19 protein-coding genes and 1 pseudogene are annotated in these 19,661 nt (G+C 70.4%); 14 read left to right on the top strand and 6 right to left on the bottom strand.

Annotated elements, in window-relative coordinates; all coding sequences use genetic code 11:
* Positions 1–186 precede the first annotated feature (186 nt).
* Genes AC0T5L_RS07815 through mnhG form a run of 6 tightly spaced genes read left to right on the top strand, consistent with a single transcriptional unit; the run spans position 187 to position 6,988 of the window.
* Entirely contained in the window at positions 187–3,138 is a 2,952-nt protein-coding gene (locus AC0T5L_RS07815) for a Na+/H+ antiporter subunit A (RefSeq protein ID WP_476164989.1), read from the top strand.
* Positions 3,135–3,965: a Na(+)/H(+) antiporter subunit C gene (locus AC0T5L_RS07810; RefSeq protein ID WP_476164720.1), complete on the top strand. Its 831-nt coding sequence runs from the start codon at positions 3,135–3,137 to the stop codon at positions 3,963–3,965. The genes AC0T5L_RS07815 and AC0T5L_RS07810 overlap by 4 nt, the downstream gene beginning before the upstream one ends.
* A gap of 2 nt (positions 3,966–3,967) precedes the next feature.
* Positions 3,968–5,626, top strand: a complete 1,659-nt coding sequence (locus AC0T5L_RS07805; protein ID WP_476164719.1) for a Na+/H+ antiporter subunit D — start codon at positions 3,968–3,970, stop codon at positions 5,624–5,626.
* On the top strand, positions 5,623–6,240 hold the full coding sequence (locus AC0T5L_RS07800; RefSeq protein WP_476164718.1) for a Na+/H+ antiporter subunit E: 618 nt from the start codon (positions 5,623–5,625) through the stop codon (positions 6,238–6,240). The genes AC0T5L_RS07805 and AC0T5L_RS07800 overlap by 4 nt, the downstream gene beginning before the upstream one ends.
* Positions 6,237–6,587, top strand: a complete 351-nt coding sequence (locus AC0T5L_RS07795) for a monovalent cation/H+ antiporter complex subunit F (protein ID WP_476164717.1) — start codon at positions 6,237–6,239, stop codon at positions 6,585–6,587. The genes AC0T5L_RS07800 and AC0T5L_RS07795 overlap by 4 nt, the downstream gene beginning before the upstream one ends.
* The gene (gene mnhG, locus AC0T5L_RS07790; RefSeq protein ID WP_476164716.1) at positions 6,584–6,988 is read left to right on the top strand and encodes a monovalent cation/H(+) antiporter subunit G; all 405 of its coding nucleotides are present in this window, start codon (positions 6,584–6,586) and stop codon (positions 6,986–6,988) included. The genes AC0T5L_RS07795 and mnhG overlap by 4 nt, the downstream gene beginning before the upstream one ends.
* A gap of 11 nt (positions 6,989–6,999) precedes the next feature.
* Here the strand turns inward: mnhG and AC0T5L_RS07785 are convergent.
* Together AC0T5L_RS07785 and AC0T5L_RS07780 are read right to left on the bottom strand one after the other, a co-directional pair.
* Positions 7,000–7,389: pseudogene (locus AC0T5L_RS07785) on the bottom strand (DUF779 domain-containing protein).
* A gap of 74 nt (positions 7,390–7,463) precedes the next feature.
* Positions 7,464–7,829, bottom strand: a complete 366-nt coding sequence (locus AC0T5L_RS07780; protein ID WP_476164988.1) for a transposase — start codon at positions 7,827–7,829, stop codon at positions 7,464–7,466.
* A 745-nt stretch (positions 7,830–8,574) separates the two neighbouring features.
* Between AC0T5L_RS07780 and AC0T5L_RS07775 the strand changes: the two genes are divergently transcribed.
* From AC0T5L_RS07775 to AC0T5L_RS07765, 3 genes are all read left to right on the top strand, one after another.
* Positions 8,575–8,928: a hypothetical protein gene (locus AC0T5L_RS07775; RefSeq protein ID WP_476164715.1), complete on the top strand. Its 354-nt coding sequence runs from the start codon at positions 8,575–8,577 to the stop codon at positions 8,926–8,928.
* Positions 8,929–9,018: 90 nt separating this feature from the next.
* Positions 9,019–9,600, top strand: coding sequence for a TetR/AcrR family transcriptional regulator (locus AC0T5L_RS07770; protein ID WP_476164714.1), 582 nt, complete (start codon positions 9,019–9,021; stop codon positions 9,598–9,600).
* Between the two features lie 166 nt (positions 9,601–9,766).
* The gene (locus AC0T5L_RS07765) at positions 9,767–10,852 is read left to right on the top strand and encodes a medium chain dehydrogenase/reductase family protein (protein WP_476164713.1); all 1,086 of its coding nucleotides are present in this window, start codon (positions 9,767–9,769) and stop codon (positions 10,850–10,852) included.
* A gap of 33 nt (positions 10,853–10,885) precedes the next feature.
* Here AC0T5L_RS07765 and AC0T5L_RS07760 read toward each other — a convergent pair whose 3' ends face one another.
* Complete coding sequence (locus tag AC0T5L_RS07760; protein ID WP_476164712.1) at positions 10,886–12,448, bottom strand: PucR family transcriptional regulator; 1,563 nt, start codon at positions 12,446–12,448, stop codon at positions 10,886–10,888.
* A 191-nt stretch (positions 12,449–12,639) separates the two neighbouring features.
* Here AC0T5L_RS07760 and AC0T5L_RS07755 point away from each other — a divergent pair, with 191 nt between their 5' ends.
* The gene (locus AC0T5L_RS07755; RefSeq protein WP_476164711.1) at positions 12,640–13,125 is read left to right on the top strand and encodes a GreA/GreB family elongation factor; all 486 of its coding nucleotides are present in this window, start codon (positions 12,640–12,642) and stop codon (positions 13,123–13,125) included.
* Positions 13,126–13,207: 82 nt separating this feature from the next.
* On the opposite strand, the gene AC0T5L_RS07750 is transcribed toward AC0T5L_RS07755, so the two are convergent.
* Positions 13,208–13,705: a hypothetical protein gene (locus tag AC0T5L_RS07750; protein WP_476164710.1), complete on the bottom strand. Its 498-nt coding sequence runs from the start codon at positions 13,703–13,705 to the stop codon at positions 13,208–13,210.
* A gap of 330 nt (positions 13,706–14,035) precedes the next feature.
* On the opposite strand from AC0T5L_RS07750, the gene AC0T5L_RS07745 reads away from it, so the two are divergent.
* On the top strand, positions 14,036–15,217 hold the full coding sequence (locus AC0T5L_RS07745; protein WP_476164709.1) for a beta-1,3-glucanase family protein: 1,182 nt from the start codon (positions 14,036–14,038) through the stop codon (positions 15,215–15,217).
* A gap of 132 nt (positions 15,218–15,349) precedes the next feature.
* On the opposite strand, the gene AC0T5L_RS07740 is transcribed toward AC0T5L_RS07745, so the two are convergent.
* Positions 15,350–16,432, bottom strand: a complete 1,083-nt coding sequence (locus tag AC0T5L_RS07740; RefSeq protein ID WP_476164708.1) for an enoyl-CoA hydratase/isomerase family protein — start codon at positions 16,430–16,432, stop codon at positions 15,350–15,352.
* Positions 16,433–16,641: 209 nt separating this feature from the next.
* Here AC0T5L_RS07740 and AC0T5L_RS07735 point away from each other — a divergent pair, with 209 nt between their 5' ends.
* On the top strand, positions 16,642–17,031 hold the full coding sequence (locus tag AC0T5L_RS07735; protein WP_476164707.1) for a nuclear transport factor 2 family protein: 390 nt from the start codon (positions 16,642–16,644) through the stop codon (positions 17,029–17,031).
* 133 nt (positions 17,032–17,164) lie between these two features.
* Here AC0T5L_RS07735 and AC0T5L_RS07730 read toward each other — a convergent pair whose 3' ends face one another.
* Positions 17,165–17,770: a TetR/AcrR family transcriptional regulator gene (locus AC0T5L_RS07730; RefSeq protein WP_476164706.1), complete on the bottom strand. Its 606-nt coding sequence runs from the start codon at positions 17,768–17,770 to the stop codon at positions 17,165–17,167.
* 458 nt (positions 17,771–18,228) lie between these two features.
* Between AC0T5L_RS07730 and AC0T5L_RS07725 the strand changes: the two genes are divergently transcribed.
* Together AC0T5L_RS07725 and AC0T5L_RS07720 are read left to right on the top strand one after the other, a co-directional pair.
* On the top strand, positions 18,229–19,332 hold the full coding sequence (locus tag AC0T5L_RS07725) for a WD40/YVTN/BNR-like repeat-containing protein (protein ID WP_476164705.1): 1,104 nt from the start codon (positions 18,229–18,231) through the stop codon (positions 19,330–19,332).
* 1 nt (position 19,333) lies between these two features.
* A complete protein-coding gene (locus AC0T5L_RS07720; RefSeq protein ID WP_476164704.1) occupies positions 19,334–19,618 on the top strand; it encodes a MoaD/ThiS family protein in 285 nt (94 codons plus the stop codon).
* Positions 19,619–19,661 lie beyond the last annotated feature (43 nt).

Here is a 19,661-nt window from a genome sequence, read left to right as displayed (position 1 = left end):
TTGCGTAGTCTAGCTATTAAATAGCTTATACACGCAAGTTCACACACATCCTTGCCCCTTACGAACCGTAGCGACACCCCGTCCACTGATCCGGTTGTGGGCAAGAGGACCGCTGCTGGGGGCAGTGGACGTCCGCCCGGAAACAGGGCGGGCCCGGGTCGGTCCGGGAGGGGCGCATTGACAACAGTGCTGATCGCGCATTTCGTCGCAGCTGCGATCGCGCCCTTACTGGTGCGCCAGTGGGGGCGCAACGCCTTCTTCGTACTCGCCGCCGTACCCGGCGCCTCCGCCGTCTGGGCCCTCTTCCGGATACCCGAGATCCTGCACGGCGAGGTGCTCGCCACCTCCCTGCCCTGGGCCCCCGAGTTCTCGCTCCGGCTCGGCCTGTACATGGACAGCCTGGGCCTGGTCATGACGCTCATCGCCGTGGGCGTGGGCGCCCTGATCCTGGTCTACTGCGGCCGCTACTTCGAGGACTCCGAACCCAACCTCGGGCGCTTCGCCGGGGTCTTCGTCGCCTTCGCCGGGGCCATGCTCGGCCTCGTGCTGGCCGACGACCTCATCCAGCTCTTCGTGTACTGGGAGCTGACCACGGTCTTCTCCTACCTCCTCATCGGGCACAGCACCGAACTCAAGGAGAACCGGCGAGCGGCCATGACGGCCCTGACCGTCACCACCTTCGGTGGCCTGACGATGCTCGTCGGCATGGTCGTGCTCGGCGAGACCGCCGGGACCTACGTCATCTCCGAGATCGTCGCCGCACCGCCCAGCGGCACCGCGGTCAACGTCGCGCTCGTCCTGGTGATGATCGGCGCGATGTCCAAGTCGGCGCTGTTCCCGTTCAGCCTGTGGCTACCCGCCGCCATGCGCGCTCCCACCCCGGTCTCCGGATACCTGCACGCCGCGGCGATGGTCAAGGCGGGCGTCTATCTGGTGGCCCGGCTCACCCCCGCCTTCCACGACGCCGTCACCTGGCAGTACACGGCGCTGTTCTTCGGCGCGCTCACCATGGTCCTGGCGGGCTGGAAGGCACTGCGCCAGTTCGACCTCAAGCTCGTCCTGGCCTACGGCACCATCAGCCAGCTCGGCTTCCTCATCACACTGCTGGGCGCGGGAACCCGGGCCGGAGCCCTGGCCGGGATCTCCATGCTCATCGCGCACTCGCTGTTCAAGGCGCCGCTGTTCCTCGTGACCGGCGTCATCGACCACAGCACCGGCACACGCGACCTGCGTGAACTCTCCGGCCTACGCACGTCCATGCCGGGGTCCTTCTGGACAACGGTCGTGGCCCTGGTCTCGATGGCGGGCCTGCCGCCCGCTCTCGGGTTCGCCGCCAAGGAGCTGGCCTTCGGCGCCTTCACCCACGGCGGTGCCGTCGACATCGCGGTCCTGGCCGGTATCACGGTGGGCACCGTCTTCACGGTCGCCTACAGCATGCGCTTCCTGTGGGGCGCCTTCTCCGTCAAGGAGGACGTCACTTCCACACCGGTCCACTCCCCCGGCCCGCTGTTCCAGGCACCCGCCGCGATCATGGCCGGACTCGGACTCCTGGGCGGCCTGCTCTCCAGCCTGGCCGACCCCCTCCTCGCCGTGTACGCGGACACCGTCCCCGCCGCGCCCGGCGCCGAGGAGAAGCACCTCGCCCTGTGGCACGGCTTCGAGCTTCCCTTGCTGCTCTCGGCGGCGTGCGTCGGCGGCGGCCTGGTGATGTTCGTCTTCCGCCACCAGGTCGTGTGGGCGGGCAGGCGGACAGCGCTGCCCGCCCCCGACCGGGTCTACCGCCGTATGCTCGCCGGACTGGAGAACCTGGCCCTACAGGTCACCGGCACCACCCAGCGCGGTTCACTGCCCATCTACCTCGGCACGATCCTGGTCGCCCTGGTGGTCGCCGCCGGGTGGTGGATGATCAGCGGGCAGGTCTGGGACGGCGACTACCCGAGTCCGCGCCCGTGGGACTCCCCGGTGCAGATGATCCCCGGCCTGATCATCATCGTCACCACGCTGCTCACACTGTTCGTGCGGCGCCGCCTGTACGCGGTGATCCTCGTCGGTACCGGCGGCTACGGCGTCGCCACCCTCTTCTACGTGATGGGGGCCCCCGACATCGCGCTCACCCAGTTCCTCGTGGAGACCGTCAGCCTGGTGGTCTTCGTGCTGGTGCTGCGCCGGTTCCCGTCCCACTTCTCGGTACCCGCCCTGCGCGGACGCCGGGTGTGGAACCTGGCCCTGGGCCTGGCCACCGGCGTCGTGGTCGCCGCGATGACCTGGTTCTCCCTGGCGGGCCGCAAGGAACCGTCCATCTCGGAGGGCTACCCGGCCGCGGCCAAGGAGGCGGGCGGTGACAACATCGTCTCGGTCCTGCTCGTCGACATCCGCGCCTGGGACACCATGGGCGAGATCTCGGTACTCGCCGCCGCGGCCGCCGGCGTGGCCAGCCTGATGTTCGTGCGCCGCCGCGTCCAGCCCCGCAAGACCCCGGGCGGGGTGATGGCCCTGTCGATCACCACGCCGCCGGAGCCCGCCGACGACCAGGACAAGCTCGACCTCGGCGAACTCCGGCTGGCCCCGCGGGACATGCACATCAAGCCCCGGTGGCAGCACACCTGGCTACCGGGCGCCGACGCCCTGCCCACCGAGCGCCGGTCGGTCATCTTCGAGGTCGTCTCGCGCTTCCTCTTCCCGGTGGTCATGGTGATCTCGGTGTACCTGCTGCTGACCGGCCACGGCTCGGTCGGCGGCGGCTTCGCGGGAGGCATCGTCGCGGGGCTGGCGTTCATCGTCCGCTACCTCGCCGGGGGCCGGTTCGAGCTGTACGCCACCGCGTGGGTACAGCCGGGCGCCCTCATCGGCACCGGCCTGGCCGTGGCCACCGGTACCGCGCTGGGCGGCGCGGTCTTCGGTACCGACGTCCTGGCGGGCGGCCACGCCTACATCGACCTCTGGATCCTGGGCGAAGCCCACGTCACGGTGTCCCTGCTCTTCGACTTCGGCGTGTACCTGCTGGTCATCGGGCTGATCCTGGACATCCTGCGCAGCCTCGGAGCCCGCATCGACGAACAGATCGAACGGGACGCCGCGCACACGCGGGAGGAAGGCAGGACCGAACCCTCCGAGCCCGCCGAGGAGGTCATCTCGTGAACGACTCCCCCAGCCTGCTCATCGTCATCGTCGTCGGCGTCCTCGTCGCGGTGGGGGTCGTACTCCTGCTGGAACGCAGCCTCACCCGTGTGCTGCTCGGCTTCATCATGCTGAGCAACGGCGTCAACCTGATGATCCTGTCCATGGCGGGCGAACCCGGCGGGCCGCCGATCATGTGGCTCACCGAGCCCGAGAACATGACCGACCCGCTGCCGCAGGCGATGGTCCTGACCGCGATCGTCATCACCCTCGGCATCACCGCGTTCCTGCTGGCCATGGCCTATCGGAGCTGGCAGCTGGAAGGCAACGACGAGGTACAGGACGACGTCGAGGACCTGCGTATCGTCCAGGGTGAGGGCCGCCGCGCCGTGCGCCAGCGCTTCCTCAAGGAACGGCGCAGGCTCCAGGCCGACATCCGCCGCCAGCGCGCTGAGCTCCAGGCGACCATCGCCGTCGCCGACGCCCGGGAGCTGGCCGAGCAGGCCCGCATCAAGGCGGAGATCGCCAGGGCGCAGGCCGAACTGGCCCGCTACGAGTTGGAGGCCGAGGACCACGACCCGGACAAGAAGTCCCAGGAGACCATGCGCCGCCTGAGCGACCGCGCGGAGAGCATGACCGCACAGGTCCAGGAGTTGCGCGGCCGGATCCGGCAGGGCCGGAAGCGGCTGCGCGAGCACAAGAGGGCTGACCGCGCCGCGGAGCGCGAACTGTGGCGCGAGCTGCGCCGCCGCGTCCGCTCACAGCGGCGACAGGCGCGTCAGGCCATGCGGGCCGAGCGCGAGCGCCTGGCTCGCGCTGAGGACAGCGACCTGCAAGGGAGCGAGTGACCATGGGTGTGGACCACCTCGCCGGTATCCTGCACTACCTCGTTCCCCTGCCGGTGGTGCTCCCGCTGTTCACGGCCGGTGTGAAACTGGCCCTCGGCATCCGCTGGCCCCACCTACAGCAGTGGCTGAGCGTCATCTCGCTGACCCTGGTCCTGGCCGTCGGCCTGGTTCTGATGCTGGGCGCACACGAGTTCGGGCCGCAGGCCGTACAGGTGGGCGGCTGGGAGACGCCGATCGGCATCACCCTGGTCGCCGACAGGCTGTCCGCTCTGATGGTGACGGTCTCGGCGGCGATCACGCTGGCCGTGCTGGTGTACTCCATCGGTCAGGGCATGGCGGGCAAGGCCGAGGTAGCGCCCCTGTCGGTGTACCAGCCGACCTACCTGATCCTGGTGGCGGGCGTGTCCAACGCCTTCCTGGCCGGCGACCTGTTCAACCTGTACGTCGGGTTCGAGATCCTGCTGACCGCCAGCTACGTGCTGCTGACGCTGGGCGGCACGCAGTCCCGCATGCGGGCGGGCGCCACCTACGTCGTGGTGTCGCTGGTGTCGTCGGTACTGTTCCTGATCGCCATCGCGCTGGTCTTCGGTGCCACCGGCACGGTGAACATGGCCCACCTCGGCGAGCGGCTGCCGGAGCTGTCCACCGACCTCAGGGCGGTCCTACAGATCATCCTGCTGTTCGCCTTCGGCATCAAGGCCGCGGTGTTCCCGCTCGCCGCCTGGCTGCCCGACTCATATCCGACGGCGCCCGCCCCGGTCACCGCGGTGTTCGCCGGCCTGCTCACCAAGGTGGGCGTGTACACCATCATCCGTACGCAGACCCTGCTGTTCCCCGGCGAACAGCTCAACGGCCTGCTGATGTGGGTGGCACTGGCGACCATGATCATGGGCATCCTGGGCGCGGTCGCGCAGACCGACATCAAGCGTCTGATCTCGTTCACGCTGATCAGCCACATCGGGTACATGGTCTTCGGCGTGTCCCTGGGCAGCGAGCAGGGCATGGCGGGCGCGGTGTTCTACATCGCGCACCACATCACGGTGCAGACCACGCTGTTCCTGGTCACGGGCCTGATCGAACGCCGGGGCGGGTCCACCTCCCTGGACCAGCTGGGCGGCCTGGTGCGGATCGCACCGGTACTGGCGATCCTGTTCTTCGTCCCCGCGATGAACCTGGGCGGGATCCCGCCGCTGTCGGGCTTCCTCGGCAAGATCGGCCTGATGCAGGCCGGTGTGGAGGCGGGCACGCCGCTGGCGTACACGCTGGTGGGGGCGTCGGTGCTGACCAGCCTGCTGACCCTGTACGTGATCGCCCGGGTGTGGAACTACGCGTTCTGGCGGACGCCTTCCGAGGGCATGGTGGCCGAGCCCGGTACCGTCCTGGAGGACACCGAGACCGACGACCCCTCCACCGCGGCGCTGGGCCCCGGTGAGGCGGTCGGTCCGTCCTCCCGGCTGAGGGACACCTCGACCGCGGCCACGCCGGTGGTCACGTCGGTGGTCCTGCCGAAGAGCATGGTCGGCGCCACCGTGGCACTGGTGGTGTTCGGCCTCGCCCTGACGGTGTTCGCGGGTCCCCTGATCAGGTACTCGTCCGATGCCGCGATCGAACTACAGGCACGCGCGTCCTATATCGAGGCGGTTCTCGGAGGCGACCGTTGATCGACCTGAAGGAGAAGAAGAGACTCGGCCTGACCGCGTTGCGACGCCGTCTGGGCAAGGTGCAGATCCCGGTCGCACTCGGCATGACCCTGGTGTGGATGCTGCTCTTCGAGGGCTTCCAGCCGCGTTGGGAGTCGCTGGGCCTGCTGGTCCTGGGCTTCCTGGTGTCGGTACTGATCATGCTGCTGTTCCCTTTGCCGCCGATCACCCCCGTGCCCCGCTTCCACCCGGTGAACCTGGCCCGGCTGATCCTGCACGTGTTCGCCGAGATGGCCATGGCCAGCTTCCAGGTGACCGTGATGACCTTCAGCCCCGGACAGGTGCGCAACTCGGTGGTGGCGGTGCGGATGCGCACCGACTCGGACCTGACGATGGTGTGCACCGCGATCGCCGCCTCGATCATCCCCGGCACCCTGATCGTCGAGACCAAACGGCCCGAGCGCATCCTGTACGTGCACATCCTGGGCACGGAGGACGAGGCGTCCGTCGAGAGGGGCCGCCGAGACGTCTGGAAACTGGAAGAGCGGTTCGTGATGGCCCTGGGTACCCACGAGGACATGGCCGCGCTCCGTGCGGGCGGTCCCGAGAATCTCGAAGAGAGGGGGAGAGCGTGACCGTTCTGTGGACCGTCATCGGCGTCATGCTCGGCCTGGCGGCGCTGATGGGCCTGACACGGATGCTGATCGGCCCGAGCATCCTGGACCGGGCACTGTCCGTGGACGTACTGCTCGCCTCGGCGCTGACCGGCGCGGGAGCCTACGCCGCCTTCAACCGCGACCCCACCGTGCTGCCGACCCTGCTGGTGCTGTCCCTGCTGGGCTTCGTCGGCTCGGTCAGTATCGCCAAGTTCGTCGCCCGACGGACACGGCAGGAGCACGTGGCTCCGACGACCGACACGCACCCGTCCTCGGCCGCGCCCATCGACGCGGTCCCCGAGTCCGAGAGGGGGGAGACCCCGTGAGCGAGCAGTTCACCGCCGTCCTGGACTGGGTGGCGATCCTGTGCATCCTGGCCGGGGCCATGCTCTCCCTGGTGGCCGGAGTGGGGCTGCTCCGCTTCCCGGACCTGCTCTCACGCATGCACACCGCCGCCAAGCCCCAGGTGCTGGGGTTGCTACTGGTGCTGGTGGGAATCGGTATCCGGCTGATCCCGGTGGAGACCAACGTGTTCAGCGTCGGGACGTTGGTGCTGGTGGGGCTCTTCCAGATGGTGACCATCCCGGTGGCGGGCCACATCACCGCCCGGGTGGGCTACCGGACCGGGCGCATCGACGAGAGCCTGATGACGAGCGACGAGCTGGCCGATCGCCTGGCGGCCAAGGACGGCGCCGGCGAGGACTCAGAAGGCGGCCCGGTCCGGTAGGCGGGAAGCGGTCAGAGGCCCTCGGCCTGGTCGTCGCTCATCAGACGGGAGCGGATGAGGAACCGGTTGCCGGTCGGGCCTCCAGGGAGAAGCCCGAGCCCCGGCCCCGGACGACGTCGATGGTCAGGTGGGTGTGGCTCCACAGATCGAACTGCGCGCGGGACATCCACACCGGTACCGGTTCGGGCGCACCCGCGTCCAGGCCACCCAGTCGGACGTCGGAGTCCCCGGTGCGCAGCTCCCCCGCCGGATAGCACATCGGCGAGCTGACGTCGCAGCATCCGCCGGACTCGTGGAACATGAGCGGCCCGTGTTCGTCGCGCAGCCGGCGGATCAGGGCGGCCGCCGCGTCGGTGACGGCCACCCCTCTCCACCGCCGCGTCGTCGGCGGAGGAGTCCATCAGAACAGCCCCAGTCCCTCGTCGGAGTAGCGCCCGGCCGGCCGCTGGGTCGACCCCTCCGTCCAGACACCCCGTCACGGGGTGGCAGGGACGCGTGACTCACGCCCCGCGTCCCACACGACACAGCCGCGGTGGGCGATCGTGCGGGAAGCATTCCGGTCGGCGTGGGCAACGACCCCGCGCCCCCAGCAGACGAAGCGGGCCTGATCGGCCCGGTTGCGTTTGTCGATGTGACGGCACTGGGCGCGTTCCCGGCTGGTGTAGGCCGGATCGGCGTACACCGTCGGGACTCCAGCGCGGCGGGCCTTGTACTCGAGGAACTGACCGAGCTGGGCGAAGGCCCAGGAGTGGAGCGTGACCCGTTGGGGCTTCCTCGGCCGTACCCTCTTGCCCGGTACCGCCCAGGTCCTCCAGGGCGATCCCGTTCGAGATGAGCTCAGCCCCGGTCACGATCTTCTTCGGGAGGCTCCCATTCCGGACGTTGGCCTTGAGCGTCGAGTACGCACCGGCGACCTTCCGCAGCACGTGCGGCGCGGGCTGAGCCGACAGCCCCAGGCCTTTCAGGTCGCGGTAGGCCAGTTCCTGCGACGCCTCGCGGGAGGACTCGCCCCGCTCGTGCGCCTGGCCCGAGAGCCGGTTCGCCGCACCGTTGCAGGCGTGCGGGGTGCACTCGAGTGCCGACGCCACCTCGGGCGTGGGCATGGGGCGCACCTGCACGACGATCTTCATGCGAGCACTATAGGTGTCTGGGTCACGACGCTGGGAGCCGAACCCCGATATCCGTAGGGGCCGTAGTGTCGTCTATACCCTGCGCGGGTTCAACGGCGAACGCGATCACGTGCCCGGCACCCGAGCCTCCGGGCCCGCGCAAGACGGGCGTCCGAGTCACGGACGGTCATTGCCGCCTGACACAATTCCGGTCATGTCGAATCCTTCCCTCCCCACCTCCGCACGGCCCCCGGGCGCTCCCTCCTCCCCCGCCGTGCCTAGCCGTGTCGGGTACCTGCTGAGCGTGGTCGTCCTGGTGGCCTCGCTCCTCGTCGGCGGCGTGCTGATCGCCATCGGAACGGAACCCGACCGGCCCACGCCCGACTTCGTCGCCGAGCTGGAGGGCCAGGGCTCCGTGACCTTCGTGTCGGCGAGGGCGAGGAGGGCGAATGGGCGCTGTTCACCACGGACCCCAACGTGTTCAGCTGCTTCCATGTCACCCCGTCCGGCGAGTACGGCGAGACCGACATCGACACGGGGTACGCGACGGACGACGGCCGGTGGCGCATGCTGCGCGTGCTGGACACCCGCGAGCCCGGGACACACACCTACCTGTGCGACGAGGAGTCCGACATCAGCCACGGGATCGCCGGCATGGACGTGGTACGTGACGCCGAGGCCGAGCAGCTGGTGAAGGCCGTGGTCTGGCTGGCCATCCCCTCCCTGGGCACCCTCGCCGCCATCGTGATCGCGGTCGTCACGGCGATCCGGCGCGGCTCGGCCAGGAAGCGCCCGGCCGCCGCGGGGGCCGCACCCGCGCAGCACGGCTGACCGGAGGGGAGGGGCACGGGTCGGTGCCCCTCCCGGAGAACCTCTCTCGGGGACTTGACTTTTCCCCTTTGTGACTGTGTACTCACATACATGAGCACCACCGAAGCACCCCGATCCAACGCCGATGCCCGACGCACGGCCATTCTGGCTCAAGCCGTCCCCGTGTTCGCCCGGACCGGCTACCACGCCACCCCGGTCACCGAGATCGCCGACGCCGCAGGCATCTCCCAGGCCTACGTGTTCCGCCTGTTCCGCAGCAAGCTGGGACTGTTCACGGCGACGCTGGAGCGGTGCTTCGAGCTCATCGAGGCGGCGCTGCGCCAAGGCGCGCAGCACACCGCCGAGGAACCGTCCGCCCAGGTACTGGAGGCGATGGGCGACGCCTACGCCGACCTCATCGCCGACCGCGACCTGCTCATGCTCCAGGTCCACGCCCAGAGCGCGACCGAGATCCCGGAGGTGCGCGACACCCTGCGGCGCGGTTACGCCGGGGTGGTCACCCTCGCGCACGAGCTGTCCGGCGGCACCCGCGAGCAGGTGCAGCGCTTCGTCGCCATGGGCATGCTGTGCCACCTGGTCACCGCCCTGGACCTGGACGAACTCGACAACCCGTGGACGCGCACACTCACCCAGGGCATGCGCCACGCCCCCAGGCCACCCGAAGGGAGGTGAGAGCCGCGAACGAGACCGCGATGCGCTGGATCACCCTGATCCCGCTGACCGCCCTGGCCGTCACCATGTTCGCCACCTGGAGCTGAACCGCGCACTCCCGCGCCACTCCGGGCTTTTTTCTGCCCCATTTTGTAAGTGGCCACTCACAAACAAGGAGGAGACCGTCATGACACAGCAGGACCGCTCCACACAGCACGACCGGCCCGCCGGCCGCGCCGCCCGAAGCACCGTCGAGGTCGTCCTGCCCGGCATCGTGGCCGCCGAGGACCTGGAGATCCGCCACCGCCAGCTCGACCCTCCGGGCCGCGGGCAGGCCCTCGTCCGTCTGGAGGCCACCGGAGTCTCCTTCGCCGAGCAGCAGATGCGCCGGGGCAAGTACTTCGACCAGCCGCCGTTCCCGTTCGTCCCCGGCTACGACCTCGTCGGCACGGTGGAGGCGGCGGGGCCCGGGACCGACTCCTCGCTGGTCGGCAGACGAGTCGCCGCGCTCACCAAGACCGGGGGATGGGCCAGCCGGGTCCTCCTGCCGGCCACCGACCTGGTCCCCGTACCCGAGGGCGTCGACGCGGCCGACGCCGAGGCCATGGTGGTCAACGGCGTCACCGCGTACCGGATGCTGCACCGGCTGGCCCGTGTCCGTAGAGGTGACACGGTCGTCGTGCTCGGCGCCAACGGAGGCGTGGGCTCGACCCTCGTGCAGATGGCCCGGCACGCGGGTGTCCACGTCGTCGGCACGGCCTCCGCCCGGCACGCCGAGGCCGTACGTGCCCTCGGTGCCCTTCCCCTCGACCGCGAGGCCCCCGACCTGCACGCCAGGATCCGCGAACTGGCGCCGAACGGCGTGCGGGCGGTCTTCGACCATGTGGGCGGCCCGGGCATCGTCGACTCCTTCCGGCACGTGGCCCGGGGCGGCACCCTTGTGTCCTACGGCACGGCCTCCACCCGCGACGTCCCCGGCGACCCGCGCCTTCCGGTACTGGCCCTGTTCGCCCGCCTGCTGCTGTGGAACGCGCTGCCCAACGAGCGCGGCGCGCACTTCTTCAACCTGTGGGAGGGCCACCGCCGCCCGGACCGCTACCGAAGCCTGCTGGCCAGCGACCTGGGCGCGGTCCTGGGACTTCTCGCCGAGGGCGCGGTCACGCCGCGGGTGGCCGCACGGATACCGCTCAGCGAGGCTGGCGCGGCCATGGCGCTGGCGGAGTCGGGCGGCGTGGTGGGCAAGGTGGTGCTCGTCCCCGACGAGGGGAGCTGAGGCAGCGCGGCACCGGGTACGGCCGCACCGGGATCACCTCCGGGCCGGCCCCTCTCCGGAGGCGCCCACCAGGGCGGCCAGCGCGACCGTCATCGCCACGCGGGCCTCCGGGTCGTGCAGCCGCAGGTCCGCGACCCCGCCCATCCGGCGCAACCGGTACCGCACCGTGTTCGGATGCAGGCCCAGGAGCTGCGCGGTCCGGCCCAGGTCGCCGTGCGCGTACAGCCAGGTGCGGAGCGTACGCGCGTAGTCCGTGCCGTGCTCGGCGTCGTGACGCACCAACTCCGCCACCGGGTTCCGGACGGGCAGACGGCCGCTCTCGGCCACCAGACGCAGTCGGCGCAGCAGCACGGAGTGCCAGGCGTCGTCGTAGACGACCGCGTCGGCTCCCTCCGAGACCCGTCCACGCAGTGTCAGGCACTCGTCCGCCTCCTGCCTGCTCGCGGGCAGTCCGGAGACGTCGGCGACACCGCCCACACCGGCGACCACCCCCAGGCTGCCGGGCAGGCCCCGCAGCGTGGAGCGCACCCACTCCACCGCGGGAGCGGGGTCGCTCCCGCAGGGCAGCACCGTGTACACGGTAGTTCCCAACAGCGTGCTGCGTCCCGGTCGTGACCAACCGAAACCGGTGGTGACCTGCTCGAACAGGTGCAGGATCGCGACCTCGGGCTCGGTGCGTACACGGGCCTGGAAGGCGACCACGCGCAGCCCCTCGGCGAGCAGGCCGATCCGCCCGGCCGTCTGCGTCGGGTCGGCCGATCCCTCCAGGAGGTCGATCACCGACTCCGACTCGACCTGCCTCTCCAGGTCGCTGCTCACCCGGGCCCGCAACATGTGCAGGCCGACCGTGTAGGCGCCCTCGCGCAGAGCCCGCGACCGCTCCGCGCCCAGCGGGGCGTCGCACACCACCCACAGAGATCCCAGGATCTCGCGGCCCACCCGGATGGACACGGCGGTGCGTCCGCCCACCCCGAGCGCGGGTGTTCCCGGAACGAACCGGGGTTCGGCGGACGCCGCCAGACGGGTGAACACCCCGTCAGCGTCGAGCCGTTCCCGGACCGCCTCCGGTACCCGGCGCTCCACGAGGGTCTCCCGCCGTACCTGGTCGGTGTCCGCCTGGGAGGCGGAGTAGGCGATCACCCGGGAGGCGCGGTCCTCGATGGTGACGGGTCCCCCGACCTCGGAGGCGATGGTGTCGGCGAGGGCGAACAGGTCGCTGGGACCGCGTCCGGCCTCGGTCTCACGCCCTTCGAGCACCAACCCGTAGACGACGCCGGATATCTGGCTCCACGACACGGCGGGCTCCACGGTGAGAAGTGCGAGCCCGCTCTCGCGGAGGCGCCCGCGCACCTCGTCGCCGGGTTCGTCGGCGGAACGGACGATGACGACGGTCGCACGGGCCTGTTCGGCGAGGCGCACGGCTTCGGCCGCCGAGTCCACACCGACCGCGAGGAACGCGTCGCCCAGGAGCCGCACGTCGTCGGTGGGATCGTGCATGGCCACGCTGCGCAGCTCCTGGCGGCGCAGCGGCTCCGGACCGGCCAGCCGGGCACCGTATCCGCCCAGAACATTGACGAGCCGGTCGAGGTGAATCACGTTTCCCCTTTCCCCAACAGGGGTGTTGTCCTGCTTCCACAAAGGAGCGTCGACTGTTTGTGGCTTGAGGATAACGCTCAGCACCGCGGCCGTGGACACACTTGTCATGAGCGGCAGCACCCCCGGCCCTCGCTGTGTTCGCCTGCCCGCGGTCCGGTCCGCGGGCGGCCTGTGAAGACAAGGAACGTCCCATGGCGAAGACCACCGACCGATGGATGACCAGGGAAGCCCACGAGCGGCTCCAGGAGGAGCTCCGGGCACTGCGCGCGCTCCCCGACGACGGCCCGGGAACCCGGGCGGACGGGGGCGCGGGGGACACACTCCCCGCGCCCCGCTACATTCACGATCCCGCCGTGCGGCAGGCCCGTGCGCAGACGATCGAGAGGTTGCTCAGCGAGGCCGTGGTGGAGGAGGCCCCCGACGACGGGATCGCCTCCCCCGGCAAGGTGCTCACCATTCGCTACGACGGCGAGGAGGAGACCGAGGAGTTCCTGCTCGGTGTCCGGGACGCGTCCGTGGCGGACCGGATGACCGTGTACTCCCCGGACTCCCCACTGGGCGCGTCGCTGGTGGGCGCCCGCCGGGGCGAGCGGCACACGTTCACCGCACCGCGCGGCGCGGTCATCGGGGTCACCCTCGTCAACGCCCAGCCGTACCGGGCCGCCGCGGCTCACTGACCCGCGGGCGGTCCTGCTCCTGGTGGCACTGTGGGACGCCGACAGTGCCGTTGGGAGCGGGACCACCCCGGGTGGGCCCTCGCTAGTGGCCGCCCGGGTAGCCGCCCTGAACGGGCGGGTAACCGCCGGGGCCGCCCGGGTAGCTGGGCGCGCTGGGATCCGTGGCCCGGAACCAGTCCTTGGAGTCCTGCTTCAGGATCAGGACCAGCACGACCACCAGCAGGACGATGCCCAGGGCGGGGTTGGAGCCGGTGAAGAGGTTGATCAGCGCGCTGGCGAGGCCGATGCCCACGACCACGCGCAGGAGGGTCTGGGCCCTGAATCCTCCCTTGCCCATGGCCACGATGGCGTAGACCTCGAAGGCCGTGAGGGCGACGCCGAGGACCAGGAAGATCACCGTGACGCCCAGGGACATGCCCAGCTCGGCCTCGACCTGGGCGCTGGGAAGGCTCGCGAGCACGGTCAGTCCGAGGAACGCCAGGGCGTAGATGATGGCCGCGAGGACCACCCGGATGACCAGGAGGACCCGAACCGCCTTCAGCGATCCGGGCATCGGGGGCGCGGGGGTGTGGGGGTACATGGGGGACTACTCCTCGTCTCGGGCCCGGGCGGGTGCCGACAGGCCACTGGTCTTACTGAGAGCAGACTCCATCCGGGCCACGAAGGTTCCTAACATTTCGCCACATTTCGACCACTGTCGAGAACGGTGGCACCTCCCCGAGCGCTTCCAGCGCAGGCTTCCCCGCTGTCCGACCCCATCCGCCCCATATGGTGATATGCGTCACACGACACCTCTGTCGCCACGGAGAACGACGGCCAAGGGAAACACGGGACGTTACACCTGTTGACTTCAGAGTCACTAAATGGACACTTAGTTTCCAGTCTCTACCCGCTATCCAAGGAGACGGCCGTGATCAATCGCAGACTCTTCCTCGGAGGAGTGTCCCTGGCCGCCGGGGTCCCCCTGCTCGGCGCCTGCGCCCCCTCCGGCGACCAGGCGTCGCTCCAGTCGAACACACGCGGAGCCGCCAACCCGGGAGCGCTCCCGGTCAGCATCGCCAACGAGACGGGGCGCTACTCCGACAGCGAGGTCCTCGTCTACATCGTCGGCACCGACCTGACCACCGACCAGCACTGCTGGGTGGACTCCGCCGGGACACCGCACCCCGTCAGCGTGGACGACAACACCGACGACGGGTACACCGACTACGCGATCCCGCTCGACGCGCTGCCCGCCGACATGACGCTCCCCTACATGTCCGGCCGGATCTACCTGACGCTGGGCGGCAAGCTCGGCATCCGCATCGTCACCGACGGCAACGGCAACCCCGCCCTCCAGCTCCCCGCCGGCTGGGTGGAGAGCGATCACGGGTACGACGTGCTGCACGACTCGGTCGAGTTCACCCACAACGGGGACGGGATGTTCTGCAACACCAGCATGGTGGACCAGTTCAGCGTCCCGATCGGCATCCGACTGACCGGTGACGCCGACCAGAGCACCGGCACGTTCGTGCCCGGCGGGCGCGACGCCGTGTTCGAGACCCTCTCCGCCGACCCCGTCTTCTCCTCGCTCGTCGTCGACGACCTGCGGGTGATCGCGCCCGGGCACGGGATCGACGCCGGGCTGTTCCCCTCCGACTACTACGACCCCCACATCGACGAGGTCTGGTCCCACTACACAGCCAACGACCTGCGTGTCACCACCAACGAGGGGACCTTCACCGGGCGGGTGCGTGAAGACCAGTTCGTCTTCGACGGCGGTGTGGCCCCCATCTCCCGGCCCTCGACCAGGGACGTCTTCTTCTGCGACGGCAACCTGGCCGCTCCCAACGACGGGCTCACCGGCCCGGTCGCGGCCATCCTGGGCGCGGCCCTCAACCGGTCCACCCTGCTGACCGCCGCCGAACAGCCCACCAGCGACCCCGACGCCTTCTACCTGGCGGAGGTCACCAACCGCTACGCCGGGGTCTTCCACGACAACACCGTGGACGGCAAGGCGTACGGGTTCGCCTTCGACGACGTGGCCGGCTTCGCGTCCTATATCCAGGACCACGGCCCCGCGGAGCTCGAGATCACCCTGACGGCGTTCTAGGTTCCGGCCCCGGCCCGCGCCGCCCCGTCGCCAGATCCGCCCTCCCGGCGGGATGTGGTCCGGGGATCCGTCAGCGCGGCGGGGCCGGGACGGCGGGCGCTTCCGTGCCACCGGGCACGGAAGCGCCCGTCCTCACTCCCCCGGGCCGGCCAGCCCCAGCGGGCCGTCCGGGGCCGGGACGAAATGGCGGGCCACATCGTCGTCGGTGACCGCCTCCAGGGTGTCGGGCACCCACTTGGGCGAGCGGTCCTTGTCGACCACCTGTGCCCGGATCCCCTCCACCAGGTCGGGTGAGGCCAGCGCGGCGCAGGACACCCGGTACTCCTGTTCCAGGACGGCCGCCAGGTCGGGCAGGCCGCGGGCCCGGCGCAGCGCGGCCAGGGCCACCTTCACCGAGGTCGGCGACTTGCCCGCGATGGTCTCGGCGGCCCGCGCGGCCTCCGGTTCGCCGTGGTCACGCAACCGGGACACGACCTCCTCGGCGGTGTCGGCGGAGTAGCAGGCGTCTATCCAGTGCCGCCTGGCTTCGAGGGCCGGCGCGGGTGCGGGTTCGGCGAACCGGGCCACCACCTCGGTGATCCTGTCGGCGGCGGCGTCGGCGAGCGCGTCGGTGAGATCGGCCAGCCGCCCCGAGGGCACGAAGTAATCGGCCAGGCCCATGTACACGGCGTCGCCCGCGCCGACCGGCTCCGCGGTGAGCGCCAGGTGGGCGCCGGTGTCCCCGGGCGCCCGGGACAGCAGGAAGGTGCCGCCGACGTCGGGTACGAACCCGATGGTGGCCTCGGGCATACCGACCAGGGAGCGCTCGGTGACGATGCGGACCGAGCCGTGCGCGGACACGCCCACGCCGCCGCCCATGACCACGCCGTCCATGAGGGCCACGTAGGGCTTGGCGAAGCGGGCGATGTGCGCGTTGAGGAGGTATTCGTCGCGCCAGAACGCGGCCGCCGAACGGCTCCCGTCCCGGGCACTGGACCGGATCGCGCGGATGTCGCCGCCCGCGCACAGTCCGCGATCCCCGGCACCGTCGATCAGGACCGCGGCGACCGCGTCGTCGTCCTCCCAGCCGGTGAGCGCCTCCCGGAGACGGATCACCATGGCGTGGTCGAGGGCGTTGATGGCACGCGGCCGGTTCAGGGTGAGGCGGCCCAGGCGCCCCTCGACGCGGGCCAGAACCTCGTCCCCGTCCTCGGGCACGGTAGTGGTCGGACTCATGGGTCTCGCTGGTTCCTTCCAGGCTCGGGTACACCCTGTGTATCGGCGCGCCGTGTGCGCGTTCAAGGTCGTGGACGATCCTCTCAGTGCCGTCCCCCGCGAGGCCGTCGTGCCTCCGGGGAAGCGACGCCACGGAAGCATCCGGGTAGCGGCCTCTGTGGGACCATGCGGTACCGACCACGAGAACGACGGCGAACGGGAGCCGGGACATGGCCAAGGACACGGACGACGCACGCTGGTCTCCGGTCGGGGACTGGCACACGGCGGTGAACGGACGCGACCTGACGGCGGCCAGGTCCATCGTGGACCCCGACGTCAGGATCGGCGGCCCCGAGGGCTCCACCCGGGGCGTGGAGGTCTTCCTGGACTGGGTTCGCGAAGCCGGTATCCGTCTCGTACCGGTCGCCTGGCACGGTGTCGACGACGAGCGCGTCGTGGTCGAGCAGGACGCCACCTGGCCCGGCCGCGCCGGCTCCGTTCCGGAGGCGGCGCCGCTGCGCACGGCGACCCTCTTCGAGGTGCGCCACGGTCTCGTCACCGCCGTGCTCCGCTATGACGAGGGCGTGGACGCGGCCGTCGAGGCGGCGCGACGGACCTGACGGTGCGGCGGCGCCGACGTTCGGTCTCCGGCGCCGCCGTGGTCGCTGTCCCTTCCGGTGCCCTCGCGGCCACCGGACCCGCCCACCGGATGCGCGGGCGGGGAGGTGAGCGGCCTCGGACGGAGGGCCGCGGTCAGGAGACCGCCTGCCCTCCGAGGGTGCGCAGCAGGCTATGGGCCTCGTCCAGCCGTACGGGGAAGGCCTCGGGGTTCTCCGCGAGCCGCATGGCGGTGAGCTCGCAGGCCATGGCGGTGTGGGCGGCGAGCACGGCGATGTCCTCGGTCGCGCCCGCATCCACCAGGGCACTGGCCAGCCTGCTGGCCCGCTGCTGCCGGGTGAGCAGGTAGCGGGCGCGCAGGTCACTGCTCTCCCGGAGCAGGCGCACCAGGACGGCCGAGTGCGCGGGCGAGAGCGGGTTATGCGGCCTGGTGGCGGCGCCCGCCTCCCTGAGCAGCTCGACGGCGGCGCACAGGTCGTCACCCAGCGGACGGGGCGCCCTCTCCCGTACGTAGGCGCACATGCGCTCGGCCTCGGCCCCGTCATCAGCGAACAGCACCTGTTGTTTGTCGCCGAAGTACCTGAAGAAGGTGGTCCGGCCGACCTCGGCGCGCTCGGCGATCGCGGCGACCGTGACGTTGTCGAATCCGTGTTCGGCGAAGAGCTCGAAGGCTGCTGACACGATGATGGCTCGGGCCTTGCGTCGTTTGCGAGCGTGGAGCGTGTCCGGGGGGTGGTGCATGAGGCGACCTTATCGAGTGGGTACCCGGTTCTCCTTGGTACGCGGGACCATTGGGACGGTAGTCCTGAAACGCGCCGTGGAGATCGGGAGAGCGGGAAGTCGTCTGTCCTGTTCATAGTGGGGAACGCAGCCGGTGGGCGCAGGACGGCACCCACACGGGCACACCGGTTGGCCCGGAATCTTATTGCAGAGCAGTCTTCGTCTGACAACCGCCTTCCACTTCGTGGTGAACACCTGCCCGGAAAGTGGTTCCCCCCTCACGGAAGATATGCCTTCGGCGGGCGGGCCATTTCAGTTCAGCGCTCATTAAACATCTTCCTGGAAACCTTTTAGGCCCCTAACTATTGGTGTCCTCGCGTGACAGGAACCCTTGGCCCCGCCGCGTCGACACCAGACTCCGCAGAATGTCAGTGCCCCGTGTCACAGTGGAACCCTCCTTTTTCGTCTTGGAGTTGGTCATGGCATATCTGCTGGTCATCGGCACACGCAAAGGGCTCTTCACGGCGCTCAGCGAGGATCGGCGGGGTTGGGAGGTGAGTGGACCCCACCGGCTCGACTCCGCGGACTACGCCAGCATGAGCGCTGTGTACGCGGTCGGGATCGACCCGCACAGCGGCCGCGTCCTGGCGGGGGCGGAGAGCTCCCACTTCGGGCCGAGCGTCTGGTACAGCGATGACCTGGGCCTGACCTGGCACGAGCCCGCCGCCACGCCCATCGCCTTCCCCGAGGACACCGACGCGTCTCTCACCCGCGCCTGGCAGTTCACCTTCGGCGACGATCCCGGCACCGTGTACGCGGGGGTGGAGCCGCACGCCCTGTTCCGGTCCTCCGACGGAGGGCTGAGCTTCGAGCTCGTCCGCGCCCTGTGGGACCATCCCCACCGCGCCGACTGGTTCCCCGGCGCGGGCGGCGGCGCGATCCACACGGTCCTGCCCGGGGTCCTGGGCGTCGGTGAACGCTCCCCCGGCGCCGTGACGGTGGCCATGTCCACCGGTGGTGTCTACCAGACCCGCGACGACGGTGCCAGCTGGGCTCCGGCCAACCGGGGGATCTCGGCGGTGTTCATGCCCGACGAGGAGCCCGAGTACGGGCAGTGCGTACACAAGGTGGCCGCCGGACCGAACGGCGTGCTCTACGCACAGAACCACCACGGGGTGTACCGCAGCGAGGATCCCGCCGGGCGGGGGTGGACCGCGGTGGAGAAGGGGCTGCCCACCGACTTCGGGTTCGCGGTGGTCGCCCACCCGCACCGGCCGGAGACGGCACTCAACTTCCCCGTGGTCAGCCAGGAGGTCCACCTGCCGCCCGACCACCGGCTGGGGGTGTACCGGACCGACGACGGGGGCGGCAGCTGGCGACCGTTCACGCGGGGCCTGCCGGAGGACCCCTACTTCGGGATCGTGCTGCGCGACGGTGCCTGCACCGACGGCGCGGACGACCCCGGATTCTACTTCGGCACGCGTACCGGCGACGTCTACGCGGCCACCGACGGCGGTGAGGGCTGGCACCGGGTGGCCGAGCACCTGCCCGACGTCCTGTGCGTCCGCGCCGCGGAGGTGTGACATGCGGGTGACGGTACATCTGCCGGGACTGCTGCGCGTGGACGCCGACGGCTCCGCCCACGTCCCGGTGGAGGTCGACGACGGCACGGCGCTGGGTGGGGTGCTGGACGCTCTCACCGCCCGGTATCCCGGCCTGGATCGGCGGATCCGCGACGAGCGGGGGCGGTTGCGCCGCTACGTCAACGTGTTCGTGGACGAGGACGAGTGCCGCGCCCTCGGCGGGTTGGCGGCGCCGGTACACGACGGTGCGGACGTGCGCGTGCTCCCATCGGTGGCGGGCGGCTGACGTTCCGGGAACGGGGGCGGGACGCCATGAGCGGGCCCCGCCC

Source organism: Nocardiopsis sp. TRM 82005 (genome assembly GCF_056312425.1).
This window is presented reverse-complemented; position numbering and strand designations above follow the sequence as displayed.